This is a genomic window from Lysobacter sp. 1R34A, assembly GCF_051217035.1.
In the GTDB taxonomy this organism is placed as follows: Bacteria; Pseudomonadota; Gammaproteobacteria; order Xanthomonadales; family Xanthomonadaceae; genus Lysobacter.
The window spans coordinates 1-25029 of the sequence record NZ_JBPKJP010000064.1; the positions used below are offsets into that span (position 1 = coordinate 1).

The 25029-nt window shown below is 69.8% G+C and carries 25 protein-coding genes and 1 pseudogene; 21 read left to right on the plus strand and 5 right to left on the minus strand.

The genetic code is table 11. The features are described 5' to 3' along the window. On the minus strand, positions 1-205 hold a 205-nt coding region (locus ACSAMQ_RS14055), incomplete at its 3' end, for a hypothetical protein (RefSeq protein ID WP_435396243.1). Positions 206-863: 658 nt separating this feature from the next. Between ACSAMQ_RS14055 and ACSAMQ_RS14060 the strand changes: the two genes are divergently transcribed. From ACSAMQ_RS14060 to ACSAMQ_RS14080, 5 genes are read left to right on the plus strand one after another with little or no spacing between them, the layout of a single operon-like run. Continuing rightward, on the plus strand, positions 864-2138 hold the full coding sequence (locus ACSAMQ_RS14060) for an NAD(P)/FAD-dependent oxidoreductase (RefSeq protein ID WP_435396244.1): 1275 nt from the start codon (positions 864-866) through the stop codon (positions 2136-2138). Further along, positions 2135-3535, plus strand: a complete 1401-nt coding sequence (gorA, locus tag ACSAMQ_RS14065; RefSeq protein WP_435396245.1) for a glutathione-disulfide reductase — start codon at positions 2135-2137, stop codon at positions 3533-3535. Before ACSAMQ_RS14060 ends, gorA begins: the two co-directional genes overlap by 4 nt. A 60-nt stretch (positions 3536-3595) precedes the next feature. After that, positions 3596-5746: a prolyl oligopeptidase family serine peptidase gene (locus ACSAMQ_RS14070; protein ID WP_435396246.1), complete on the plus strand. Its 2151-nt coding sequence runs from the start codon at positions 3596-3598 to the stop codon at positions 5744-5746. Positions 5747-5754: 8 nt separating this feature from the next. Beyond that, a complete protein-coding gene (gene hutG / locus ACSAMQ_RS14075; protein WP_435396247.1) occupies positions 5755-6561 on the plus strand; it encodes an N-formylglutamate deformylase in 807 nt (268 codons plus the stop codon). Further along, the gene (locus tag ACSAMQ_RS14080; RefSeq protein WP_435396248.1) at positions 6558-7820 is read left to right on the plus strand and encodes a winged helix-turn-helix domain-containing protein; all 1263 of its coding nucleotides are present in this window, start codon (positions 6558-6560) and stop codon (positions 7818-7820) included. Before hutG ends, ACSAMQ_RS14080 begins: the two co-directional genes overlap by 4 nt. Before the next feature lie 45 nt (positions 7821-7865). Here the strand turns inward: ACSAMQ_RS14080 and ACSAMQ_RS14085 are convergent, their stop codons facing one another. Both ACSAMQ_RS14085 and parE read right to left on the minus strand, forming a co-directional pair. After that, positions 7866-8258: a hypothetical protein gene (locus tag ACSAMQ_RS14085; protein ID WP_435396249.1), complete on the minus strand. Its 393-nt coding sequence runs from the start codon at positions 8256-8258 to the stop codon at positions 7866-7868. Positions 8259-8704: 446 nt separating this feature from the next. Continuing rightward, positions 8705-10624: a DNA topoisomerase IV subunit B gene (gene parE / locus ACSAMQ_RS14090; protein ID WP_435396250.1), complete on the minus strand. Its 1920-nt coding sequence runs from the start codon at positions 10622-10624 to the stop codon at positions 8705-8707. A 322-nt stretch (positions 10625-10946) separates the two neighbouring features. On the opposite strand from parE, the gene ACSAMQ_RS14095 reads away from it, so the two are divergent. The 12 genes and pseudogenes from ACSAMQ_RS14095 (at position 10947) to ACSAMQ_RS14150 (ending at position 20641) form a co-directional block, all read left to right on the plus strand. Beyond that, a complete protein-coding gene (locus ACSAMQ_RS14095; protein WP_435396251.1) occupies positions 10947-11174 on the plus strand; it encodes a hypothetical protein in 228 nt (75 codons plus the stop codon). Positions 11175-11443: 269 nt separating this feature from the next. Beyond that, positions 11444-11881 carry a hypothetical protein gene (locus tag ACSAMQ_RS14100; RefSeq protein ID WP_435396252.1) on the plus strand — a complete coding sequence of 146 codons (438 nt, stop codon included), beginning with the start codon at positions 11444-11446 and terminating at the stop codon, positions 11879-11881. Continuing rightward, positions 11881-12267 carry a DUF488 domain-containing protein gene (locus tag ACSAMQ_RS14105; protein ID WP_435396253.1) on the plus strand — a complete coding sequence of 129 codons (387 nt, stop codon included), beginning with the start codon at positions 11881-11883 and terminating at the stop codon, positions 12265-12267. The genes ACSAMQ_RS14100 and ACSAMQ_RS14105 overlap by 1 nt, the downstream gene beginning before the upstream one ends. Before the next feature lie 348 nt (positions 12268-12615). Continuing rightward, positions 12616-14274, plus strand: a complete 1659-nt coding sequence (locus ACSAMQ_RS14110) for a CTP synthase (RefSeq protein ID WP_435396254.1) — start codon at positions 12616-12618, stop codon at positions 14272-14274. Further along, positions 14271-14582, plus strand: coding sequence for a hypothetical protein (locus ACSAMQ_RS14115; protein WP_435396255.1), 312 nt, complete (start codon positions 14271-14273; stop codon positions 14580-14582). The genes ACSAMQ_RS14110 and ACSAMQ_RS14115 overlap by 4 nt, the downstream gene beginning before the upstream one ends. A gap of 91 nt (positions 14583-14673) precedes the next feature. Beyond that, positions 14674-15507, plus strand: a complete 834-nt coding sequence (gene kdsA, locus ACSAMQ_RS14120) for a 3-deoxy-8-phosphooctulonate synthase (RefSeq protein ID WP_435396256.1) — start codon at positions 14674-14676, stop codon at positions 15505-15507. A 289-nt stretch (positions 15508-15796) separates the two neighbouring features. After that, positions 15797-17083, plus strand: coding sequence for a phosphopyruvate hydratase (gene eno / locus ACSAMQ_RS14125; RefSeq protein ID WP_435396257.1), 1287 nt, complete (start codon positions 15797-15799; stop codon positions 17081-17083). Between the two features lie 16 nt (positions 17084-17099). Next, positions 17100-17471: pseudogene (ftsB, locus tag ACSAMQ_RS14130) on the plus strand (cell division protein FtsB); the annotation flags it as partial. Between the two features lie 186 nt (positions 17472-17657). Then, positions 17658-18347 carry a 2-C-methyl-D-erythritol 4-phosphate cytidylyltransferase gene (ispD, locus tag ACSAMQ_RS14135; protein ID WP_435396266.1) on the plus strand — a complete coding sequence of 230 codons (690 nt, stop codon included), beginning with the start codon at positions 17658-17660 and terminating at the stop codon, positions 18345-18347. A gap of 216 nt (positions 18348-18563) precedes the next feature. Next, a complete protein-coding gene (gene ispF / locus ACSAMQ_RS14140) occupies positions 18564-19043 on the plus strand; it encodes a 2-C-methyl-D-erythritol 2,4-cyclodiphosphate synthase (protein ID WP_435396258.1) in 480 nt (159 codons plus the stop codon). After that, positions 19040-20146, plus strand: a complete 1107-nt coding sequence (gene truD, locus ACSAMQ_RS14145) for a tRNA pseudouridine(13) synthase TruD (protein ID WP_435396259.1) — start codon at positions 19040-19042, stop codon at positions 20144-20146. Before ispF ends, truD begins: the two co-directional genes overlap by 4 nt. 252 nt (positions 20147-20398) lie before the next feature. After that, complete coding sequence (locus ACSAMQ_RS14150; protein ID WP_435396260.1) at positions 20399-20641, plus strand: hypothetical protein; 243 nt, start codon at positions 20399-20401, stop codon at positions 20639-20641. Positions 20642-20680: 39 nt separating this feature from the next. On the opposite strand, the gene ACSAMQ_RS14155 is transcribed toward ACSAMQ_RS14150, so the two are convergent. Together ACSAMQ_RS14155 and ACSAMQ_RS14160 are read right to left on the minus strand one after the other, a co-directional pair. Further along, the gene (locus ACSAMQ_RS14155) at positions 20681-21259 is read right to left on the minus strand and encodes a Smr/MutS family protein (RefSeq protein WP_435396261.1); all 579 of its coding nucleotides are present in this window, start codon (positions 21257-21259) and stop codon (positions 20681-20683) included. Between the two features lie 305 nt (positions 21260-21564). Continuing rightward, entirely contained in the window at positions 21565-22413 is an 849-nt protein-coding gene (locus ACSAMQ_RS14160) for a helix-turn-helix transcriptional regulator (protein ID WP_435396267.1), read from the minus strand. A 24-nt stretch (positions 22414-22437) separates the two neighbouring features. Here ACSAMQ_RS14160 and surE point away from each other — a divergent pair, with 24 nt between their 5' ends. From surE to ACSAMQ_RS14180, 4 genes are all read left to right on the plus strand, one after another. After that, the gene (gene surE / locus ACSAMQ_RS14165) at positions 22438-23241 is read left to right on the plus strand and encodes a 5'/3'-nucleotidase SurE (RefSeq protein WP_435396262.1); all 804 of its coding nucleotides are present in this window, start codon (positions 22438-22440) and stop codon (positions 23239-23241) included. Continuing rightward, positions 23238-23918 carry a protein-L-isoaspartate(D-aspartate) O-methyltransferase gene (locus ACSAMQ_RS14170; RefSeq protein ID WP_435396263.1) on the plus strand — a complete coding sequence of 227 codons (681 nt, stop codon included), beginning with the start codon at positions 23238-23240 and terminating at the stop codon, positions 23916-23918. The genes surE and ACSAMQ_RS14170 overlap by 4 nt, the downstream gene beginning before the upstream one ends. 25 nt (positions 23919-23943) lie before the next feature. After that, entirely contained in the window at positions 23944-24558 is a 615-nt protein-coding gene (locus tag ACSAMQ_RS14175) for a YqaA family protein (RefSeq protein WP_435396264.1), read from the plus strand. 68 nt (positions 24559-24626) lie between these two features. Next, positions 24627-25029, plus strand: a 403-nt coding sequence (locus ACSAMQ_RS14180; protein WP_435396265.1) for a LysM peptidoglycan-binding domain-containing protein, incomplete at its 3' end; no start/stop codon positions are given.

The following is a 25029-nucleotide window of genomic DNA, read 5'->3' on the forward strand; positions in this document are numbered from 1 at the left end:
CCGCGAATTGGCTCGGCGCCTGCGCCGCATGCGCCGTGGCGAGGCGGGTGAGGGCAGCGGCAGGAGCGGTCGTGGCGATAGCGGCAGGCGCAGTGGCGGGCGCGGCGACGAGCGTGGCCGAACCCGGGCTCGACACGGACGCGGTCGCCAGCACGGCGATGGCGCCGACGATGGCGGTGCTCAGTACAGCGGTCTTCAGTTGCATGGTGGATCCCCTAAAAAGTAACGGTCGTGTTTGTGAGGTGCCGTGCTTGTTTTTTTGCAGCCTCCGGCGGCGCCCGCCGTCGGCGGCGACGGGGGGGCGTTAGGCTTGGAGGGGTCGGCCCTGTCGGGTGTGCAGCGGTGGCGTCTGCGTGAGTCGGACGGTGGGCCTGCAGTGACGTTAGGCTGCCGGCCCACTGTGCTTGAACGAAAAATCGGTGCGAGCGGTCACGTAACGGCGCGCCGCATTTCGCGCTCGGTCACAGAACCGGTGCGGTAAGCGAAAACGCAACGTAAGCGTCAGAGGATTTGCGCTTCGATGCGCGGCGACGGCAGCGCCGAGGCAGCGCGTCGGCGCGCTCTTGTGTGCACCGCCATATGGAGAAGCGCCCGGGTGTAGCAGCCGGCGACGCGGCCGGCATCGGTGGATCGCTGCGTTCCGTCCGGCGTGCGGCTGCCTCGTTTCGACCCGGACCGAGGCGCCGCCCGCCCCAAGCCGCAAACCCGGCGGCGCTCGCCGCGGCCCAGTCTTAGTACTATGCGGAACGTGCCGAGCGGTTCCCGGCGGCACCCGGGGCCGCGGCGGCAGCGCTGCGGCCCGGCCACGCGACAACGAACCGGACTGGCTGACAGGGCAAATGCGCGAAGCACAGGTGGGTGGGGTGGAACAGCGAACGGCCGCCGCGGGCGGCGAAGACGTGATCGTGATCGGTGCGGGCGTGATCGGCCTGACCTGCGCCCTGGCCTTGCTCGAAAGCGGGCGCGCGGTGCGGGTCATCGACGCCGGACGCATCGGCGGCGGCAGCTCGCACGGCAATTGCGGCACCATCACCCCGAGCCATGCCACGCCGCTGGCGGCGCCGGGCGTGATCGCCCAGGCCTTGCGCTGGATGCTGACCCCGGACGCGCCGCTGTACGTGCATCCCAAGCTCGACCCGCAGTTGTGGGGCTGGTTGCTGCGTTTCGCCGCGCGCTGCAACGACCGCGATTGGCGAGCGAGCGCACAGGCCAAGTCGGCCCTGCTCAACGATTCGCGCGAACGCCTGGAGGATTGGGTCGGGCGCTACGGCCTGGTCTGCGAATTCGACACCGCCGGCGTCGATTACGTGTTCCGCGACGCCAAGGCTTTCGCCGGCGGCCAACTCGAACTCGACCTGCTGCGCGAATTCGGCATCGGCGTGAGCCTGCTCGACGGCGCCGCCTACGAAGCTCAGGACCCGGCGTTCAAGCCCGGCGTCGCCGGTGCGATCCGCTTCGACCACGACGCAGTGCTGCGCCCCGACCGCTATGTCGCCGAACTCGCGCGCACCGTGGCCGAGCACGGCGGCCGTTTCACCGAGCAATGCGCGCTGCGCGACCTGCGCCGCGACGGCGACGGCATCGAGCTCGATACCGCCCTGGGCCGGCTGCGCGCGCGCGAGGTGGTGGTCGCGGTCGGCGCGTGGACGCCGAAACTGTCCGATGCGATCGGCCTGCCGTCGCTGCAGCGCGCGATGCAGCCCGGCAAGGGCTATTCGATCACCTACGACCGGCCGCCGCTGGTGCCGCGCCGGCCGGTGGTGCTGCGCGAACGCAAGGTCTGCGTGACCATGTGGGACAGCGGTTTCCGCCTCGGCAGCACGATGGAATTCTCGGGCTACGACGAGAGCCTCAACCCGCGCCGGCTGGCCGCGCTGGAGCGCGGCGCCGCCGAGTACCTGCACCACCCGGTCGGCCCGGTCGAACGCGAACGCTGGTACGGCTGGCGGCCGATGAGCGTCGACGACGTGCCGCTGATCGGCCGCGTGCCCGGCTGCGAAGGGCTGTGGCTGGCGACCGGCCACGGCATGATGGGCGTGAGCATGAGCGCCGGCACCGGCCAGCTCGTCGCCGACCTGATCGCCGGGCGCGAGACCGCGATCGATCCGCATCCCTACCGACCGGAGCGCTTCGCATGAGTCCCCATCCCGAAGCCGCCCGTGGCCATGACGACGGCAGCACCCAGTTCGACCTGATCGTGGTCGGCGGCGGTTCCGGCGGTCTCGCCGGCGCCTTCCGCGCCGCCGAGCACGGCGCGCGGGTGGCCTTGCTCGAGCCCTCGCTGCTCGGCGGCACCTGCGTCAACGTCGGCTGCGTGCCGAAGAAGGCGATGTGGTTGGCCGCCGACATCGCCGGCAAGTTGCGCATGGCGCAGTCGCTGGGTTTCTCGATCGAGGCCGACCCGAAACAGCCGTGCGCGCTCGACTGGCCGACCTTCATCGTCCACCGCCAGCGCTACATCGCCAACATCCACGACAGCTACCGGCGCCGTCTCGACGCCTCCGGCATCGCCGTGCTGCCGATGCGCGCCCAACTGCTCGACGCCACCACGGTCGAATGCGAGAACGGCGCGCGCCTGAGCGCGCCGCGGATCCTGATCGCGACCGGCGGCCACGCGGTCAAGCCGGAGATCCCGGGCGCCGAACTCGGCGCGACGTCCGACGATTTCTTCCAGTGGTGCGCCGCGCCCGGGCGGGTCGCGATCATCGGCGCGGGTTACATCGCGGTCGAGATCGCCGGCGTATTGCAGGCGCTCGGCAGCCAGGTCGAGGTATTCGTGCGCGGCCAGCGCCTGCTCGAAGCATTCGACGCCGAACTGACCGCACAACTGGCCGAGGATTACCGCCAGAACGGCGTGCGCCTGCATTTCGGCCACGCGGTCGCGGCGCTCGAAGCCGACGGCCAGCGCGTGCGCCTGCGCGGCGCCGACGGCTCGCTCAGCGAGCCCTTCGACCAGGTGCTGTTCGCCACCGGGCGCCGGCCCAGCACCCAGGGCCTGGGGCTGGAGCGCGCCGGCGTGGCGCTGGATGCGCGCGGCCATGTCCTGGTCGACGAACTGCATGCGACCAACGTCGCCGGGATTCATGCGGTCGGCGACGTCACCCCCGATGCCCAGCTGACGCCGGTGGCGATCGCCGCCGCGCGCCGGCTCATGGACCGCGTCTACGGCGGCCGCGAGGGCCGGCTCGACCAGAACGACATCCCGACCGTGGTGTTCGCGCATCCGCCGATCGGCCGGGTCGGCCTGACCGAGGAAGAGGCGCGGGCGCAACATGGTGACAACCTGCACATCTATCGCGCCGGGTTTCGGCCGATGCTGTACGCCCTGGCCGAGTCGCCGCAGCGCAGCCTGTTCAAGCTGGTCTGCGTCGGCCGGGAACGCCGCGTGGTCGGCATCCATCTGCTCGGCGAGGCCGCCGACGAGATGCTGCAAGGCTTCGCGGTCGCGCTCAAGCGCGGCATCACCCTCGACGACCTGCGCGACACGGTCGCCATCCATCCGACCAGCGCCGAGGAAGTGGTGCTGATGCGCTAGCGTCCGGCGACGACCGCCGCGCGGCGCGCGCCAGGCAAGGCGATCCGAGCAGGGGCAGCGATGAATCAGCAGGGACGTCATTGGATCCGCGGCGGCGCGATCGGCGCCGCGATGTTGTTCGGCACGGCGTGGTTGGGCACGGCTTTGTTGGCTTGGCCGAGCGCGGCCGCTGCCGCGCCTCCGGCGATCGACATCGCCGACCTGCTCAGCGTGCCGCGGCCCGACCAGATGATCGGCGCGGCGGATGCGCCGGTGCTGGCCTGGGTGTCGAACGAACAAGGCGTGCGCAATGTCTGGGCGGCGCGCGCGCCGGGCTTCGCGCCGCAGCAACTCACCGCCTACGACGAGGACGACGGCCAGGCGATCGGCCCCTTGCAACTCAGCCGCGACGGCCGCTGGCTGGCTTATGTGCGCGGCAGCGGGCCGGACGCCGCCGGCAACAACAGCAATCCGACCAGCGACCCGGACGGCCAGGAGCAGGCGGTGTGGGTCGTCGCCAGCGACGGTTCCGGCAAGCCGCAACGCATCGCCGCCGGCCGCGGCATGCAGTTCGCGCCGCAGGGCGATGCCTTGCTGGTGCAGGGCCGCGCGCTGGGCTGTCACGCGCTGCCGGGGATCAAGGCGCCGGACTGGTGCAAGGAAGCGCTGATCAAGACCCGCGGCGGCAACAGCGCGGGGGCGTTTTCGCCCGACGGCAAACGACTCAGCTTCACCAGCGACCGCGGCGATCACAGCTTCATCGGCGTGCTCGACCTGGCTGCGCGCACCGTGCGCTGGATCGGGGCCGACTTCAATCGCGACAGCCACCCGGCCTGGTCGCCGGACGGCCGCCGCATCGCCTTCCTGCGCAGGGCCGCGGCGCGCATCGGCGAGCAGTTCGACCTGACCGGCGCTAATCCGTTCGAGATCTGGGTCGCCGATGCCGCCGGCGGCCGGGCCCAGCGGGTGTACCGCTCCAACGACCGCGCCGGCGGCTACGCCCAGTTCGCCGAGCCCAACCCGCTGCAATGGAGCCGCGATAATCGCCTGGTGTTCAGTTCCGAGCAGAGCGGCTGGCTGCATTGGTACGCGCTGTCGCCCGAGGGCGGCGAGCCGATCGCGCTGAGCCGTGGCGAATGCGAGGCCGAGACCAGCGAACTGGCCGAGGACGGGCGCTTCTTCTTCAGCGGCAATTGCGCCGATCTCGATTACCGGCAGCTGTTCGTGGTCGACGCCAAGGGCGCCGCGCAGAAGTTGCTGACCGGCAAGCACGAGATCGCGACCGAGCCGGTCGCGGTCGCCGGCGGCCAATGGCTCGCGTTCCGCCACGCCGACGCACGCCGGCCGAGTGCGATCGCGGTGATGCCGCGCGGCGGCGGCGAGCTGCGGCGGATCTTCCCGGCGCAGTTGCCCGCGCGTTTTCCGATCGACCGCCTGGTCCAACCCGAGACGATCCGCCTGCGCGCCAGCGACGGCGTGGTTTCGCACGCGACCGTGTTCGAGCCGCCGGCCTCGTTCAAGGGCAAGCGCCCGGCGCTGGTCTACGTGCACGGCGGCCCGGTCCGGCAGATGCTGCCGGGCTGGCACTACGGCAGCTATTACTACGCCGACTACGCCAGCAACCAATGGCTGGCGAGCCAGGGCTTCGTGGTGCTGGCGCTGAACTTCCGCGCCGGCACCCAGTACGGCCAGGCCTTCCGCCGCGCCGAGAAACAGGGCCCGCGCGGTATCAGCGAATACCAGGACGTGCTGGCCGCGCAGGCCTACCTGGCCAAGCGCGACGACGTCGACGCGCGCCGGATCGGCATCTACGGCGGCTCCTACGGCGGCTTCCTGACCGCCTCGGCCCTCGCGCGCAATTCCGACCTGTTCGCGGCCGGGGTCGATCGCCATGGCGTCCACGATTGGCGCGAGAGCGCCAAGGGCGGCGACAACAGCGGCCTGTGGGGGCTCGGCCCGGACGAACTTGAACTGGCCTGGCGGTCCTCGCCGGCCGCTCACGTCGACAACTGGCGCTCGCCGGTGCTGTTCGTGCACGGGGACGACGACCGCGCGGTGAAGTTCTCCCAGAGCGTGGACCTGGTCGAGCGCCTGCGCGCGCGCGACGTGCCGGTCGAGACCCTGGTCCTGCCCGACGAAGACCATTTCTTCCTGCGTCATGCGACCTGGCTGCAGGTCCATCGCAGTACCATGGAGTTCTTCCGCCGGCAGCTGAAGCCCGGCGCCGATTGAGCGAACGCATGACGCCGCACCCGAGCGAACCCGTCTACCGCCTGCACCGCGGCAACGCGCCCCTGCTGATCAGCCTGCCGCACGATGGTTCGCTGATCCCCGACGCGCTGGCCGCGCGCATGGTCGACTCGGCGCGGCGCGCGCCGGACACCGACTGGCACGTGTCGCGCCTGTACGCGCTGGCGCGCGCGTTCGGCGCCTCGATCCTCGTGCCGAGCTATTCGCGCTACGTGGTCGACCTGAACCGCCCGCCCGACGACACTTCCCTGTATCCCGGGCAGAACACCACCGGTCTGTGTCCGGCGGTGCAGTTCAGCGGCGAGGCGGTGTATCTCGATGGGCAGGCACCGACGCCGGACGAGGTCGCCGAGCGCGTCGAACTGTATTGGCGCCCGTATCACGACACCCTCGTCGCCGAGCTCGACCGCATCCGCGGCGAGCACGGCCGCGCGGTGTTATGGGAAGGCCATTCGATCCGCGGCGAGGTGCCGTTCCTGTTCGAGGGCCGCTTGCCCGACCTCAACCTCGGCACCGCCGCCGGCAAGAGCTGCCTGCCGGAACTGCAGGCCCGCCTCGAGGGCATCCTGGCCGCACAGAGCGACTACGAATGGGTGGCCAACGGCCGCTTCAAGGGCGGCTACATCACCCGGCACTACGGCGATCCCGAGATCGGCGTGCAGGCGGTGCAGCTGGAGATCAGCCAGCGCAACTACATGGACGAGAGTTCCTTCGCCTACGACGAAAGCAAGGCGGTGCGCCTGCAGGTCGTGATCGAGGCCTTGCTGCGCGCGACCCTGGACACCGGCGAGGCATGACCCGGGCGCCGACGGCGCCGTTGCTGAGCCTCGGCCAGGCACGCGCGCTGCACCTGTCCGCGCAAGGCCTGCTGGCCCGCCCGCGCCGGCGCGCGCGCCGGTCGGATTTGCTCGCGGCGATCGCGCGCATGCAGTTGCTGCAGATCGACACCATCCACGTGGTCGCGCGCAGCCCGTACCTGGTGCTGTTTTCGCGGGTCGGCGCTTACCGCGCGCGCTGGCTGGAAGAACTGCTGGCCGAACGCGAGATCTTCGAGGTCTGGGCGCATGAGGCCTGTTTCGCGCCGATGAGCGACTACCTGCTGCATCGCAACGCCTTGCCGCAACGCGCGCACCATTGGGCGATCCGCAACGCCCAGCGGCATCGCCAGAGCAGCGGCGCCAAGATCGACCGCCTGCTCGGTCATATCCGCGAGTTCGGCGCGGTGAAGTCCTCGGACTTCGAACGCGGGCCCGCATCCGCCGGCGGCGGCTGGTGGGGCTGGAAGGACGAGAAGCGCTGGCTCGAAGCCGGCTTCGCCCTGGGCGAGCTGATGGTCGCGCGGCGCGACAATTTCCACCGCGTCTACGATCTGGCCGAACGGGTCGCCGGCGTGGCGGTGCCCGGCTGGGACAGCACGCCGATCGACGCCGCAACGGTGCGGCGCGAGACCTTGCTCAAGTCGGTGCGCGCGCTGGGCATCGCCCAGGCGCGCTGGGTCGCCGATTATTTCCGCCTGCGGCCGCGCCTGCGCGATGCGGACCTGGCCGAACCGGTCGAGGCCGGGGAGCTGTTGCGGGTCGAGGTCAAGGGCTGGGCCGCGCCGGGCTATGTCCATCGCGATCATGCCGAGGCCCTCGCCCTGGCCGCGGCCGGCCGCCTGCGCGCGATCCACTCGACCTTGCTGTCGCCGTTCGATCCGGTGGTCTGGGACCGCGAACGCGCCAGCGAATTCTTCGGTTTCGACTACACCCTGGAGTGCTACACCCCGGAGCCGAAGCGCCGCTACGGCTATTTCGTCCTGCCGATCCTGGTGCGCGGGCGGCTGGTCGGCCGCCTGGATGCGAAGGCGCACCGCGCCGAGGGCGTGTTCGAGGTCAAGGCCTTGTACCTGGAGGAGGGCGTCGCCGCCGACGAGGCCCTGGCCGCCGAAATCGCGCGGGCGATCGACGATTGCGCGCGCTGGCACGAGGCGCCGGCGGTGCGCTTGAACCGTTGCCGTCCGGCGGCGTTCGCACCCCTGCTGAGGCGTGCGCTCGGCGCCGCAGCGGCGGCTTGAACGGCGGCGGCCTTGCTTCGCGGGTTCAGCCGCCGGTTCAGTCGATCAGTTGAACTTCGAAATCAGCACGCTCGCGCCGATCAGCCCCGCCAGCGCAATCAGGTTCAGCACCAGCGCCGGCACCGCGATGCTGCGGCGTTCGCGGCACAGCAGCGCGGTGCCCGCGAGCAGGCTGCCGAACAACCAGCTCGCCGCGGTGAACAGGATCGCGCGGCCGGTGCATTGCAGGCTCCAGGAGCCGCATTGCTCGTCCGAGGTCAGGCCGAATACGAACAGCCAGGCCAGGACCGGACCGAGCAGCAGGGCGAACCAGGCCAGCACGCCGAACAAACGCCCGCGCGGATTTTCGAAGCCGGCGGGAAAGGCATCGGCCAGTGTCTCGGCGTAGGCATCGGCATCGCGCTCGCTCAAGGCACCTTCGACCCGTTCAACGGCCATGGCGCGGTCCCTCCGTAAGGCGCCCACCCAGGGCGGGCAGTGGGTGGCCGGGACAGGACGGCATATCGATCTCCTGGCCCGGCGACGCGCTCAAGCTGCCGCAAGCCGCGGCATGACGGCGTGATGCCGGGGACAACGCCGCAAGGCGGGCGTTGCGAAAAAGAAACGCGTCGCGCCAGGAGCCCGCACTCCTCGGGATAAACGCCGTTTCCGGCGAAGATCGTCCAGGAGCCACGGCTGCCGCGAACGGCGCGGAGGTCATGTAAAACGCTGGCGGCGCCAAGCCAGCAGGGGGCAAGCGGCGGCCTCGGCGGCGTGCTATGGGCCAAGGCGCAGTCGCCGAGCCACGTTGGCCGGGCCCGGGCTGGAGGACGCGCCGCGCCTGGACGGCAAAAAACAAACGCCGCACGAGGCGGCGTTCGTCCGTGGCCATCGGCGCAGCGGGTTCAGACTTCGAGTGTCGCCAGATCACCCTTGGTTTCGAGCCAGGACTTGCGGTCGCTGGCGCGCTTCTTGGCCAGCAGCATGTCCATCAGCGAATGGGTCTGGGCGTTGTCGTCGATGGTCAGCTGGACCAGGCGGCGGGTGTCGGGGTGGATGGTCGACTCGCGCAGCTGCGAGGCGTTCATCTCGCCCAGGCCCTTGAAGCGGGTGACGTTGACCGCGCCGCTGAGGCCCTTCTTGCGGTCGCCTTTCTCGCGCTCGATCTTTTCCAGGAGGATGCGTTTTTCCTCCTCGTCGAGCGCATAGAACACGGTCTTGCCCACGTCGACGCGGAACAGCGGCGGCATCGCCACGAAGATGTGGCCGCTGGCGACCAGCGCCGGGAAGTGGCGCAGGAACAGGGCGCTGAGCAGGGTCGCGATGTGCAGGCCGTCGGAGTCGGCGTCGGCGAGGATCACCACTTTGCCGTAGCGCAGGCCGCTGATGTCTTCCTTGCCCGGGTCGCAGCCGATCGCGACCGCCAGGTCGTGCACTTCCTGCGAGCCCAGCACGCTGCCGGAGGCGACTTCCCAGGTGTTGAGGATCTTGCCGCGCAGCGGCAGGATCGCCTGGAAATCTTTGTCGCGGGCCTGGCGCGCGCTGCCGCCGGCCGAATCGCCCTCGACCAGGAACAGCTCGGTGCGCGAGAGGTCCTGCGAGCTGCAGTCGGCGAGCTTGCCGGGCAGGGCCGGGCCCTGGGTGATCTTCTTGCGGGTGATCTGCTTTTCGGTCTTCAGGCGCGCGGCGGCGCGCTCGATCGCCAGTTGGGCGATGCGCTCGCCGAGCTCGGTATGTTGGTTCAGCCACAGCGAGAACGCATCGTGGGCGGCGCCCTCGACGAAGCCGGCGGCCTGGCGCGAGGACAGGCGTTCCTTGGTCTGGCCGCTGAACTGCGGGTCGGTCATCTTGATACTGAGCACGAAAGCGACCCGGTCCCAGACGTCTTCCGGGGCCAGTTTGACGCCGCGCGGCAGCAGGTTGCGGAAGTCGCAGAACTCGCGCAGCGCATCGGTGAAACCGGTGCGCAGGCCGTTGACGTGAGTGCCGTGCTGGGCGGTCGGGATCAGGTTGACGTAGCTTTCCTGGACCAGCTCGCCGTCGGGTACCCAGGCCACCGCCCAGTCGACCACTTCGGTGTCTTTCTTGAGCTGGCCGACGAACAGCTCCGGCGGCAGCAGCTCGCGCTGCGGCTGGCCGTCGCGCAGCTCGCCCGACAGGTAGTCGCGCAGGCCGTCTTCGAAGTACCACTCGATGCGCTCGCCGCTGGCCTCGTCGAACAGCTTGACGTTGAGGCCGGGGCACAGCACCGCCTTGGCGCGCAGCACATGCTTGATCGAGCGCAGGTTGAATTTGGGCGTGTCGAAATACTTCGCGTCGGGCCAGAAGCGCACGCGCGTGCCGGTGTTCTTCTTGCCGACCGAGTTCACTACTTCCAGCGGGGTGGCGCGGTCGCCGTTCTGGAAGGTCATGCGGTATTCGTTGCCGTCGCGCTTGATGTGCACTTCGACCAGCTTCGACAGCGCATTGACCACGCTCACGCCGACGCCGTGCAGGCCGCCGGAGAAGGTGTAGTTCTTGTTGCTGAACTTGCCGCCCGCGTGCAGGCGGGTGAGGATCAGCTCGACGCCGGGGATGCCTTCCTCGGGGTGGATGTCGACCGGCATGCCGCGGCCGTCGTCGGAGACCTCGCAGCTGCCGTCGGCGTGCAGGACGACCTCGATGCTGCGGGCGTGGCCGGCCAGCGCCTCGTCGACCGCGTTGTCGATGACCTCCTGCGCCAGATGGTTCGGGCGGGTGGTGTCGGTGTACATGCCCGGGCGTCGTTTGACGGGGTCCAGCCCGGAGAGGACTTCGATGTCGGCGGCGTTATAGCGACTGCTCATTAACTGAAGGGCGTGGCCGTGGTGTTCGGAGCGGCGAGGATGGCGACGGCGGGCTAGGTGGTCAAGCCGGGCGGCGTGAAGAATCGGCGCCAAGCTTGCCGCGCCTGCGTCTCGGCCGCTGAGACCGGACCGCGGCGACGCGCTGGCAAGACGCCGCGGTCGCCCCGGCGCGGCTTGATATCGGTCGATTCAGCCACCAGCATGGGGGTAGGGGTTAGGGTCCGCCCCGTCGCTCAGGGAAGCAGTGCGCCGAACGGCTCGCTGCCCACGACACGCGGCGCGGTCGATCGCGCCGGTCCCCATCCTGTCAGGAGGCAACACCATGAATATCCGCAAGCTCGTGCTCCCCACCGCCGTCGCCGCCGCCCTGGTCATGCTGGTCGCGCCTGCCGCATTCGCGCAGCAGGACCCGCAGGCCGAGGCCAAGAAGGCCGAAGAGGCCAGGAAAGCCGAGGATGCGAAAAAGGCCGAGGCGCAGAAGAAGGCCAAGGCCGACAAGAAGCAGTCCGGCGACCGCGGCGTCGAGCCGGAAGAGGAAGGCGACAAGTAATCCGCTCGCGTCATCCGCCAGGTTTCCCCGAACGCCCCGGCTCGCCGGGGCGTTTTCGTTCCTGCCGACGGCGTCCGGCGCACTGCGGCGCTCTTGGCCGGCTGGCAGGGGGGATTCCGCCTGTCCGGGGTAGTTCGTCGCAAGGCCGCCGGTAGCGTTATCCGCTACTTCGCGCGCGACCCGGGCTCGCCGGCGTCTGGACGGACCGCCGCCCTCTAGCATCGGCCTACGTCGCAGCAGCGGCCGGTGACGAAGCTGGGGAGTCGCGAATGAAACGATGGCTGTTCGACCTGGCGCGAGTGGCGCTCGCCCTGTGCCTGGAAGTGCTCGGGTTGTGGGCTGCCCTGGCATTCATGCCGCTCAGCGACGAGTTCGAGACGTTCGGACTCACTTCGCTGCTGGCGGTGGTCGCGATCCTTGCGGCGACCGGCGGACTCGCCGGATGGATGGCGCGCCGTTACTTCCTGGCGCCGGCCTTGTTGCTGTTGTGGCTATCGTGGGCGGCGTTCATCAGCCTGGACCAATGGTCCGATGTGTCAAACTCGGCGAAGGGACTTACTTCGACGGGGTCGTCAGGCACGCGGCGATGGTGGCGGCCACCAGTGTCGCCTTGGCCGCCGGCGTCCTGTCGGGCTACCGTGGCGCACGGCGGTCATGTCCGGCCACGGCCGCCCCCGGCTAAGCACGAACCGAGGAGAATGCAGTAATGGCGATTCGTATCGTCCGGCTCGGCAGCCCGCGCCTGGACGGCGAGGGCACCCGCATCGGCACGGTGCGGCGGCCGCCGCGCGGGGTGCCGAAGAGCGACTTCGCGACCCGGGACTGGTACGACGTCTGGTTCCCGAACCTGGCGCCGAGCGCGGAGACGGTCAGGCTTGGCCAGGAAGCGCAGACCCCGGCGCAATGGCAGGCGTTCGTGCGCATGTACCGGGCCGAGATGGCCACACCCGACAACAGCCACGCCCTGCAATTGCTCGCGACCCTGTCGCAGTACACCGATTTCTCGGTCGGCTGCTATTGCGAGGACGAGGCGCGCTGCCATCGCTCGGTGCTGCGCGAACTGCTGGCCGGCAAGGGCGCCAAGCTGGCCTGAGGTGCTGCGAGCCCCTGGGGGCGGCGTTCCATGGTGCCGCGATCGGCCACCCCTGCGCCGGCGGTCGAAGCGGGGCGGTCGCGGCTTGCGCCGCTCCTACCCTTGGAGCATGACCGCGACCAGCCAGAGCGCTCGCGGGAAGGGGCCGGCCGCAATCGTCCAGGCCGCAGGCCGACAGCTCGCCGACATCGGCCGCATTGGCCGCAGTGGCCGATAACTGGCCGATTCCGCTGCGGGCCTTGCCGCATCGGGCTTTCCGGGTCTTCCAGGCGGCCGCCGGCGCTGTCAAGCAGTCGCGGCTTCACCTTCCAGCCTGTAAACTGCGGCTTTCCAGCGGCAGCAAAATCCATGACTCCCCTGATTTTCGTCACCGGCGGCGTGGTGTCCTCCTTGGGTAAGGGCATCGCGGCAGCCTCGTTGGCGGCCATCCTCGAAGCGCGCGGGCTGCGCGTGACGATGATGAAGCTCGACCCCTACATCAACGTCGATCCGGGCACGATGAGCCCGTTTCAGCACGGCGAGGTCTACGTCACCGACGACGGTGCCGAGACCGACCTCGACCTCGGCCACTACGAGCGCTACCTGCGCACGCGCCTGAGCCGCAAGAATTCGATCACCACCGGCCGGATCTACGAGAACGTGATCCGCAAGGAACGCCGCGGCGATTACCTCGGCGGTACCGTCCAGGTCATCCCGCACATCACCGACGAGATCAAGCGCTGCATCGTCGAGGCCACCGAGGGCTTCGACGTCGCCCTGGTCGAGGTCGGCGGCACGGTCGGCGACATCGAGTCGCTGCCGTTCCTCGAAGCGATCCGCCAGCTGCGCACGGAGCGCGGCCCCGAGCACGCCTTGTTCATGCACCTGACCCTTGTGCCGTTCATCGCCGCTGCGGGCGAGCTGAAGACCAAGCCGACCCAGCACTCGGTCAAGGAACTGCGTTCGATCGGTATCCAGCCCGACGTGCTGCTGTGCCGCAGCGAGCAGCCGCTGCCCGACAGCGACCGCCGCAAGATCGCCTTGTTCACCAACGTGCCGGAGAAGGCGGTCATCTCGGCGGTCGACCTCGACAACATCTACAAGCTGCCGCAGTGGTTCCACGAGCAGGGCCTGGACGCGATCGTCCTCGACCGCCTGCGCATCCAGGCCGGTGCGGCCGAACTGAGCGAATGGAACGAAGTGGTCGACGCCACCGAGCATCCCGTCGACGAGGTCACCATCGCCGTGGTCGGCAAGTACATCGACCACCAGGACGCCTACAAGTCGCTGTCGGAGGCGCTCAAGCACGGCGGCCTGCGCCAGCGCACCAAGGTCAAGCTGAAGTGGCTGGAATCCAGCGAGATCGAGCGCGACGGCGTGGAATCGCTGAAGGGCGTCGACGGCATCCTGGTGCCGGGCGGCTTCGGCGACCGCGGCTTCGAGGGCAAGGTCGCGACCGCGAACTACGCGCGCGAACAGAAGATTCCGTACTTCGGCATCTGCTACGGCATGCAGGCCGCGGTGGTCGATTACGCGCGCCACGTCGCCGGCCTCGACAACGCCAACAGCACCGAGAACGACAAGAACAGCCCGCATCCGGTCATCGGCCTGATCACCGAGTGGCGCACCGCCACCGGCGAAGTCGAACGCCGCAGCGAAACCAGCGACCTCGGCGGCACCATGCGCCTGGGCCTGCAGGACCAGCGGATCAAGCCGGGCACCCTGGCGCGCGAGCTGTACGGCAAGGACGTGGTCGGCGAGCGTCACCGCCACCGCTACGAATTCAACAACCGCTATCGCAGCCAGCTCGAGGACGCCGGTCTGGTGATCTCGGCCAAGTCGATGGACGACCTGCTGGTCGAGATGGTCGAACTGCCGCGCAGCGAGCATCCCTGGTACCTGGCCTGCCAGGCGCACCCGGAATTCCTGTCGACGCCGCGCGACGGCCACCCGCTGTTCATCGGTTTCGTGCGCGCCGCGCGCGAGGCCAAGGCCGGCGGCAAGCTGCTGCGTGAGGTCACCGGTTGAATCCGGCTCCGGCCGATCCGGACCCGGGCGCGCAAGCGCGGGCGAGCGTCGGCCGGCCTGCACGCAACGATTTTCGCGGTGCCGGTCGCTGGTTGATGTGGCTGGCCGCGGCTGTGATGGTCGCCGGATACGTCACGTATCGGGCGATCCTCGGCGAGGCCGCCGACGGTCTCGGCCTGCTGGGCGCGGCCGTAATCACCATCACCCTGGCCATCGCCGGGCCCCTGGGCTTGATCGGGGGCGTACTGTGGCTCGTCGGCATGGCGCGTTCGGCGCGTTCGAAACGCTTAAGCGGGCCCGGGGCATGATCGCCGGGCCGCGATCGCCGGGCTTGTCTGCGGCGGGCGCGGCATCCACTGATGAAGATTCCTTCGTACTCATGAATTCAGGAAGCAAGCGATGAAACTCTGCGGCTTTGACGTCGGCCTCGACCAGCCTTTCTTTCTGATCGCCGGCCCCTGCGTGATCGAGTCGATGCAATTGCAGCTCGACGTCGCCGGCCAGCTCAAGGAAATCACCTCCGCGCTCGGCATCCCCTTCATCTTCAAGTCCAGCTTCGACAAGGCCAACCGCACCTCGGCGACGAGCTTCCGCGGCCCGGGCATGGAAGAGGGGCTCAAGGTCCTGGCCGAGGTCAAGCGCCAGATCGGCGTGCCGGTGCTGACCGACGTGCACGAGTACACGCCGATGGACGAGGTCGCCTCGGTCGTCGACGTGCTGCAGACCCCGGCCTTCCTGTGCCGCCAGACCGACTTCATCCAGAAGGTCGCGCGCGCCGGCAAGCCGGTCAACATCAAGAAGGGCCAGTTCCTGTCGCCCTGGGAGATGAAGCACGTCACCGCGAAGGCCCAGGCCACCGGCAACCAGCAGATCATGGCCTGCGAGCGCGGCGCGAGCTTCGGCTACAACAACCTGGTCAGCGACATGCGCTCTCTGTCGGTGATGCGCGACACCGGTTGCCCGGTGGTGTTCGACGCGACCCACTCGGTGCAACTGCCCGGCGGCATGGACGGCAAGTCCGGCGGCCAGCGCGAATTCGTGCCGGTGCTGGCGCGCGCGGCGATCGCGGTCGGCGTCTCGGGGGTGTTCATGGAAACCCACCCGCGCCCCGAGGAAGCCCTGTCCGACGGCCCCAACGCGGTGCCGCTGCCGAAGATGCGCGCGCTGCTCGAGACCATGGTCGAGCTGGATCGCATCACCAAGAAGAACGGCTTTTTGGAACAAGATTTCTGATGCCGCCCGCGTTGCGGTGTGAGCCCGGCCGCCAGGCGGCCGCCGCCGGGCCGGGACGTCCCTCGTGCCGCCCGCGCTCACGTCCGCATTCCGGTCCGCATCCCGCCCGGTGCCCCCCGGCCCGGCCTGAGTCGTCTCGCGGCTCCGCCCGCGCGGTGTCCGCGCCGCTGCGGGCCGATTCGATCCGCTACCGAATGTCGCCAATTTCGACGGCGCCCACCCGGGCCGGCCGCGAACTCGGCTATCGTTCGTCCCGACCCCTTTCCCACTGAACTCCAACGCCTCCGACATGAGCACGATCACCCAGATCCACGCCCGCGAAATCCTCGACAGCCGAGGCAACCCGACCCTGGAAGCCGAGGTCACCCTGGCCGACGGCAGCTTCGGCCGCGCCCTGGTCCCCTCCGGCGCCTCGACCGGCAGCAAGGAAGCGGTCGAACTGCGCGACGGCGACAAGACGCGTTACCTCGGCAAGGGCGTGCGCAAGGCCGTCGAGAACGTCAACACCACCATCGCCCAGGCGCTCAAGGGTCTCGACGCGACCGACCAGGCCGGCCTCGACCGCCGCATGATCGATCTCGACGGCACCGAGAACAAAGGCCGCCTGGGCGCCAACGCTTTGCTCGGCGTTTCCATGGCCAATGCGCATGCGGTCGCCGCTTCGCGCAAGCTGCCGTTGTGGAAGCACATCGCCGGCGATCGCGCCGCGGTGCTGCCGGTGCCGATGATGAACATCATCAACGGCGGCGCGCATGCCGACAACAACGTCGACCTGCAAGAATTCATGATCCTGCCGGTGGGGGTGCCGACCTTCGCCGAGGCGCTGCGCGCCGGCGCCGAGGTGTTCCATGCGTTGAAGTCGGTGCTCAAGGGCCGCGGCCTGAGCACCGCGGTCGGCGACGAGGGCGGTTTCGCCCCCGACCTGCGCAGCAACGAAGAAGCGCTGGAAACCATTCTCGAAGCGATCGGCAAGGCCGGCTACAAGGCCGGCGAAGACATCCTGCTGGGCCTGGACGTCGCCTCCACCGAGTTCTACGACAACGGCAAGTACCACCTCGTCGGCGAAGGCAAGCGCCTGACCAGCGAGCAGTTCGTCGACTTCCTGGCCGGCTGGGCCGCGCAATACCCGATCGTGACCATCGAAGACGGCATGGCCGAGGACGACTGGGCCGGCTGGAAGCTGCTGACCGACAAGCTCGGCAACAAGGTGCAGTTGGTCGGCGACGACCTGTTCGTGACCAACCCGAAGATCTTCAAGGAAGGCATCGACAAGGGCGTGGCCAACTCGATCCTGATCAAGGTCAACCAGATCGGCACCCTGACCGAGACTCTGGAAGCGATCGCGATGGCCGACGCGGCCAAGTACGCGGCCGTGGTCTCGCACCGTTCGGGCGAAACCGAGGACACCACCATCGCCGACATCTCGGTGGCGACCACCGCCACCCAGATCAAGACCGGCTCGCTGTGCCGCAGCGACCGCGTCGCCAAGTACAACCAGTTGCTGCGCATCGAAGAGCAGCTCGGCGCCGCGGCGAAGTACGCTGGCCGCGATGCGTTCGTGTCGCTGCGTCGCTGAGCGCGGCTGAGTCGCGATGGTCGAGAAGACGGGCAAGCGCTGGCTGAGCGTGCTGGTACTGGCGCTGCTGGCGCTGCTCGCTTTTCTGCAGTATCGGCTGTGGTGGGCCGGCGGCGGCAGCGGCGGCAGCGTCGCCGCGCTGCAGGCCCAGGTCGACGGCCAGATCCGCGAGAACCAGGGGCTGCAGCAACGCAACGACGCGCTCGCGGCCGAAGTCGAGGACCTCAAGTCCGGCGAGGCCGCGGTCGAGGAACGCGCGCGCAGCGAACTGGGCATGATCAAGCCCGGCGAGACCTTCTACCGCGTGGTCGAGGCCAGGCCGCAGGCGCCGGGGGCGAATGCGGCCGCGGCGGTCAGCGCGGTGCAGAACGGCGCCGCGCCGGGCGAGCAGGCCGCGCCGGACGAATCGACCCTGGAAGAACAGGTCGACGAACCGCCGAGCGAATTGCCGCCGCCGGCGCCCGGCACGTTGCCGTCCCCGGCGCCGTCCGAGCCGCCAGCCCCGGTGCGCGAGCGGCCGGCGCATTGAGGCGATGAACGCGGCGACGCTTTCGCGCCAGGGTTTTTTCGAGGAATACGACGCATGATCTGGGCCGTGATTCCCGCCGCCGGCCGCGGCCAGCGCTTCGGCGGGCCGACGCCGAAACAGTATCTGCAGGCCGCCGGCAAGCCGCTGATCGAGCACGCCCTGCAGGCTCTGCTCGCGCACCCGCGCGTGGCGGGGGCGATGGTCGCGTTGTCGCCCGGCGACAGCTTGTGGCCGGGCTGGAGCGAATTACACGGCAAGCCGGTGCTGCGCTGCATCGGCGGCGGCGAACGCGCCGACTCGGTGCTGGCCGCCTTGCGCGCGCTGCCCGACGAGGTCGGCGCCGCCGCCATGGTGCTGGTCCACGACGCGGCCCGGCCGAACCTGCGCGGCGACGATCTCGACCGGCTGATCGTGGCGGCCGAAGCCAGCGCCGACGGCGCGATCCTCGGAGCGCCCCTGCGCGACACCCTGAAGCGCGCCGCCGACGGCCGCATCGCCGCGACCGAGCCGCGCGATGGTCTGTGGCGCGCGTTCACTCCGCAGGCGTTCCGACGCGGCGCGCTGACCGCGGCGCTGGAGGCGGCGGCGCAGGCCGGCGTGATCGTCACCGACGAAGCCTCGGCGATGGAGCGCATGGGCGCGAGACCGCGCCTGGTCGAGGGCCGCGAAGACAATCTCAAGGTGACCACGCCGGCGGATCTGGCGTTGGCGGAATACCTGTTAAACAACATCTGAGGAGATCGGGGTGAGGAGGGAGCAGCGAGCGAAAGCGCAGCATGCTGGCGCAACGCTCGGCTCCAGCTTCCGCTCACTCCTGAGTCCTCTTCGCTCACTCCTTCTGTGACGAGTGAGGAGTGAGCGAAGGCGCGGCATGCTGGCGCCCGACGCTCCGGCTCCCGCTTCAACTCACTCCTCACTCTTCTTCGCTCACCCCTTTACCGCAGGTCCCTCATGAACAATCGCATCGGCCAAGGCTACGACGTCCACGCATTCGGCGACGGCGACCACATCATGCTCGGCGGGGTGCGGGTGCCGCACGACCGCGGCGTGGTCGCGCATTCCGACGGCGACGTGGTCATCCATGCGCTGTGCGATGCGCTGCTCGGCGCGCTCGCGCTCGGCGACATCGGCCAGCATTTCCCGCCCAGCGACGAGCGCTGGCGCGATGCCGACAGCCGCCAGTTCCTGCGCCATTGCCGGGTGCTGATCGCCGAACGCGGCTACAAGCTCGGCAACGCCGACGTCACCGTGGTCTGCGAGCGTCCGAAGGTCGGCCCGCATGCGCAGGCGATGCGCGAGGCGCTGGCCGCCGATCTCGGCGTCGAGCTCGACGCGATCAGCGTCAAGGCCACCACCAGCGAACAGCTCGGCTTCACCGGTCGCCGCGAAGGCATCGCGGCGATGGCGGTCTGCCTGCTGGTGCCGGCATGAGCGAGGAGTCGCGGGACGGCATCGCACAGGCGCCTGCCGAACGGGCCGCCGACACGCAGGAACCCGCGCTCGCGCGCGCCCACGGCGCGGCCGTGCTCGGCGCGCGCATCCGCACCTCGTCCGAAGACTTCCGGGTCGAGGAACTGCCCGGCTTCGCCGCCAGCGGCAGCGGCGAGCATCTGCTGCTGACGGTGGAAAAGCGCGGCATGAACACCGCCTTCGCGGCCAAGCGCATCGCCGCCTGGGCCGGCATCGGCGAGGTCGGCATCGGCTATGCCGGGCTCAAGGACCGGCATGCGGTGACCGTGCAGCGCTTCAGCGTGCACCTGCCCAAGCGCATCGCGCCGGACTTGGCCGGCTTGCAGGACGACGAGCTGCGCGTGCTCGACAGCCAGTGGCACGCGAAGAAGCTGCCGCGCGGCGCCTTGGCAGGCAATCGTTTCGTGCTGACCCTGCGCGAGATCGAGGGCGAGCGCGAAGCGATCGACGCACGCCTGGCGCAGATCGCCGCGCGCGGCGTGCCCAACTACTTCGGCGAACAACGCTTCGGCCGCGACGGCGACAACGTCGCCAACGCGCTGGCGATGTTCGCCGGGCGCCGGGTCCGCCGCGAACAGCGCAGCCTGTTGCTGTCGGCGGCGCGCTCGGAACTGTTCAACCGCGCCCTCGCGGTGCGCGTGGCCGACGGCAGCTGGGACGGCCTGCGCGACGGCGCGCCGCTGACCGGCGAGGTCTGGGCGCTGGCCGGCAGCCGCAGCGTGTTCGGCCCCGAAGCCTGGAGCGAGACGCTCGCGCAACGCCTGGCGGCTTTCGACATCCACCCCAGCGGTCCCTTGTGGGGGCGCGGCGCACTGCGCAGCACCGACCAGGTGCGGGCGCTGGAGCTGGCCGCGCTAGAAGGCGAGCAGGCCACGGCCTTGCGGGCGGGCCTGGAAGCGGCCGGGCTCGATCAGGAACGCCGCGCGCTGCGCCTGCGCCCGGACGGGCTGGCCTGGCGCTGGCTCGACGACGGCGCGCTGGAAGTGTCCTTCGCTCTACCGGCCGGCGCTTACGCCACCGTGGTCCTGGCCGAACTCGGCGAGATCCGTTCCGGCCCGGGCTGAGCCCGGCCTGCGCACGACGCGGCGCTCGCGCAATTCTCGGGAGCGCCGGCGGCGACTGGCCCGGAATCGCGAATTCGCCGGCGTTTTCGCCGCTTTCGGCCGTCCAGAGCGACCGTTCGTCGGATGCGGTGCGGCGGCACTGGTTCACGATTCCGGCCGGCGTATAAGCCGAAGGGGACAGCCGGCAGGTGCCGGTTGCCGTTCGGCGGCGCCAAGCCGCCGCCGGACTCCACCGCGTCAGGGAGCCGGGTCATGAACGCTATCTCGCGTATTGCCGTCCTGTCGTTGTCGGTGCTGGGCCTGGCGGCGTGCGCCGGGACCCACACCAAGACCAGTTACGCCGAGCCGTCGGTGTCCAAACACGCCATCGCCGGCATGTCGCGCGACGAGCGCTACGTCAGCGCGGTCGAACGCGTCGCCAAGCGTCGCGGCATCGAAGTGGTCTGGATCAATCCGCCGGATCGCAGCCGGATCGCCTCGCAACAGCAAGAGTGACGCCGCCGGCAGGTCCCGGCCGCCAGGCCCGGCTCGCGGCTAGCGCCGTTTGCGCGGCGCCAGCAGCACCAGCACCGCTCCGGTGCCGCCCTGCGCGGGCGGCGCCGAGTGGAAGGCCAGGGTGTCTGCACGCTGGCGCAGCATCCGGTCGACCAGGTTCTTGAGCACCGGCAGGCCGCGGCTGTCGATGTAGTCGTTGCCGCCGCCGCGGCCCTTGCCGTGGATCACCCGCACGCAGCCCACGCCGTGTTCGCGGGCGTCGTTGAGAAACGCGCGCAGCAGCGCCTCGGCCTCGCGCACCGGGCTGCCGTGCAGGTCCAGCTCTTCCTGGGCCGAGATCTCGCCGCGCTTGAGCTTCGCGAACACCCGCGGCGGCAGCTCGTCGCGGCGATAGCTCAGGGCATCGCCGGCTTCGAGCAGGTTTTCTTCCAGCGCGTGACGGAACTCGTCGCGGGCCTCGGCCTCGTCGCGTTCGGCCATCCGCGCGCGCGGCCGCGGCTTCGGCGAGGTCGGCGGCAGCGGCGCGTCGGGCAGGCGGCGGACTTCGCCGATCGCGGCTCGGAACAGGGCTGCGTCGTCGCTGTCGTCGTCTTCGGGACGGTCGGGTGGGGGCGTCATGGCCACAGCATAAAAGCCCCGGCCCATCCTTGGGACCTGCGACCCGTCGGTATCGGGCCGTCACCGGGGAAAAACCAAGCAGCGGTGCGCGCCGCGAAGTCCCCTCGCGCCGTGCGGCGCGCATGCGTCGGCGAACACCGCGTGTGTCCAGTTCAGCATGGGCGGCAGCGCCGGCGCGGGGCGGCCTGTAAGAACAGACAGGTGAGGGCCGAGCGGGGCCGGCGCGTCGCCGCCGGCATGATCCGGAGGGGGAATCGCCGCCGGATCGAGCGGGGCGGCGGCCGCCGCAGCGGCGACGAGGCGGATTACAGGAAGATCAGCCCCAGCGCCACCGCACGCGCGCAGGCGGCGCGGCGGCCCTTGACGCCGAGCTTGCGCGCGGTCTGCTGCAGGTGGAAGTTCACCGTGCGCTCGCTGATCCGCAGGATCACCGAGATCTCCCACGAGGTCTTGCCGACCGCCGACCAGCGCAGCACTTCGCGCTCGCGTTCGCTGATCGTCGGCAGGGGCTGTCGCAGCCGCATCAGCCGGTCGAGGCTGGCCTGCATGCAGCTGACGAAATACACCGCCGAGGCCACAGTCGGGACCATCTCGCGCGGGTCGACGACCGCGGTGTGGGTGAAGGTCATGAACGCCCAGCGCATGCCTTGCGACCAGCTCGGCACGGTGATGCCGCCGCGCAGGCCGTGCTCGCCGGCGATCTCGAGCGTGCGCCGCGCGCGTTGCCGCAGGTAGACCCGCGCGCCGAGCTCGTAACTGGTCTGGCCGCGACAGTTCCACGACGCCGCCGGCAGGCCTTCGCGGGCCTGGATGATGCGTGGGTCGGACCGCTCGGCCTGGGTCGAGGCGAGGCCGGGGTAGGTCTTGGACCAGTCGCTGGCGAAATCCTCGAAGAAAAAGAAGTCGTCCGACGGCCCGCTGCCGAGGCCGGGCTGCAGCGTCGGTTCCTGCAGTTTCATCGCGTAGCCATGATGCTGAAACCCAAGCGCCCTGGTATAGGCGGACGTGGCCGATTTCACCTCGTCGAGCGACGGGGCGCGCAACACGCGATCGATATGCTCCCAATACTGCATGCCTTGCCTGCATTCAGTCGGTACGGAGCCCATCTTAACGCCCGCCGCCGCTCCGAACGCCCCGGCCAGATCGGGTATCATCCTGCCTTTGATTGCGGAATCCTCATGCGCGTATTGGTCAGCAACGACGACGGCGTCGACGCACCCGGCATTCGCATCCTCGCCCAGGGGCTGCGCGAAGCAGGTCACGAGGTGCTCGTGGTTGCTCCCGATCGCGACCGCTCGGGCGCCAGCAATTCGCTGACTCTGGACATGCCGGTGCGCGTGCACAAGCTCGACGAATCGACCTGGCGCGTGTACGGCACGCCGACCGACTGCGTGCACGTGGCGATTACCGGCATGCTCGAAGTCGAGCCCGACATCGTGGTGTCCGGCATCAACAACACCGCCAACCTCGGCGACGACGTGATCTATTCCGGCACCGTCGCCGCGGCGATGGAAGGCCGTTTTCTCGGCCTGCCCGCGGTGGCGATGTCGCTGGCGACGGCCGACCACGTCGGCCGCCACTACGAGACCGCGGCGCGCGCGGCGGTGGAGATCATCGCCCGCCTGCGCACCGACCCGCTGCCGGCCGACACCATCCTCAACGTCAACGTGCCCGACCTGCCCTGGGGCGAGATCGCCGGCTTCGAAGTCACCCGCCTGGGCAATCGCCATCGCGCCGAGGCCTGTACTCCGCAACAGGACCCGCGCGGCCGCCAGTGGTGGTGGATCGGCGCGGCCGGCGCCGAGCAGGACGCCGGCCCGGGCACCGACTTCAATGCGGTGCGCACCGGCAACATCTCGATCACCCCGATCCATGTCGACCTGACCCGCTACCAGGCCCTCGACCAGGTCGCCAGCTGGGTCGGCGGCCTGGCCGATGCGCTCGCACAGCCGGAGCCGCGTGCGCCGGAGTCGGTCGCATGATCCAGCGCATGCGCCTGCAGCCCGAGGCGATCGGCAGCGGCCTGACCTCGCAGCGCGTGCGCGACCGCCTGGTCGAGCGCCTGCGCGAAGCCGGCATCCGCGACGAGCGCGTGCTCAACGCGGTGCGCACCGTGCCGCGCCACCTGTTCGTCGACGAAGCGCTGGCGATGCGCGCCTACGAAGACACCGCCTTGCCGATCGGCCACGGCCAGACCATTTCCCAGCCCTGGGTGGTGGCCAAGATGACCGAGGCCCTGCTCGAAGACGGCATCCCCGGCAGAGTGCTCGAGATCGGCACCGGCTCGGGCTACCAGGCCGCGATCCTGGCCGCGCTCGGCCTTGAAGTGCATACCGTCGAACGCATCGGCGAGTTGTTGCGCACCGCGCGCAAGCGTTTCCGCCAACTCGGTCTCAACGTGCGCAGCAAGCACGATGACGGCCGCATCGGTTGGCCCGAAAATGGTCCCTTCGACGCGATCATCGTCACCGCGGCCGCGCCGGCGCTGGTCGACGCGCTGACCGACCAGCTCGCGGTCGGCGGCACCCTGATCGCGCCGGTCGGCGCGTCCTCGTCGCAGTCGTTGTTGAAGCTGCGCAAGGACGCCGACGGCAACATCAGCCAACACACGCTCGCGCCGGTGGTCTTCGTGCCATTGCTGTCGGGCATGATCGACTGACACCACACCCGACAGGGGTTCGCTTTTGAAGATCTTCGGACCGCTCTACGAGCGCGCGTTGACCTGGGCCCGGCATCGCCACGCGCCGGCCTATCTCACCGGCTTGAGCTTCGTGGAAGCCATCATTTTCCCGATCATGCCCGAGGTGATGCTGGCGCCGATGTGCGTGGGCGCGCCGCGGCGCGCGTTCTGGTTCGCCACCTTGAGCCTGATCGGCTCGATGGCCGGCGCCCTGGTCGGCTATGCCCTCGGCCATTACGCCTTCGAGGCGCTCAAGCCAGTGTTCGCGGCGATGGGCATGCTGACCAGCATCGAGTCCGGCATCGCCACCGTCCAGGCCAAGATGGCCGAGTCGCCGTGGGCGGTGTTCACCTTCCTGGTGCTCGGCGGTTTCATGCCGATCCCGATGAAGGTGTTCACCTGGGCGTCGGGTATCGTCGGCGTGCCTATGCTGCAATACGTGCTGAGCATGTTGATCGGCCGCGGCAAGCGCGTGTTCCTGCTGGCGCTGGCGATCCGCATCGGCGGCGAACGCGCCGAGGCGACCTTGCGACGCTACATCGAGCCGATCGGCTGGATTGCCACGGCCATCATCGCGGTCGCCGTAGTCTGGCTGATATGGCGCTCGCAGCAGGGCTGAGGCCGCTGAGATCGCTGCGAACCGGCAATGACGAAACACCGGAACATGGACGCTGCACGAGGATGCGCATGATCGAGACGACCCGGACCCCGACCCTGGCGATGGCCGCCTGCGTTCTGGCCGCGCTTGCCCTGATCGGCTGTTCGAGCACCGTGGTCCGCGAACCCTCGCGCGGTCATTCCAGCCGCGGCCCCTCGCGCCCCTCCTCGCGTCCGGCGCCTCCGCGTCCTTCCAGGCCCAAGCCCGGCGCCACGGTGGTCGTGCAGCGCGGCGAAGGCCTGTACCGCATCGCCACCAACAACGGCATCCAGGTGGCCGATCTCGCCGCCTGGAACGGCCTGTCGCCGCCTTACACTCTGTATCCCGGCCAGCGTCTGCGGCTGTATCCGTCCAGCGGCGGCGCCGCTCGCCCGTCCGCGGGCACGCCGACGAACAGCGGCAGCAGCGCCGGCAGCGCAATGCGGCCCGCCG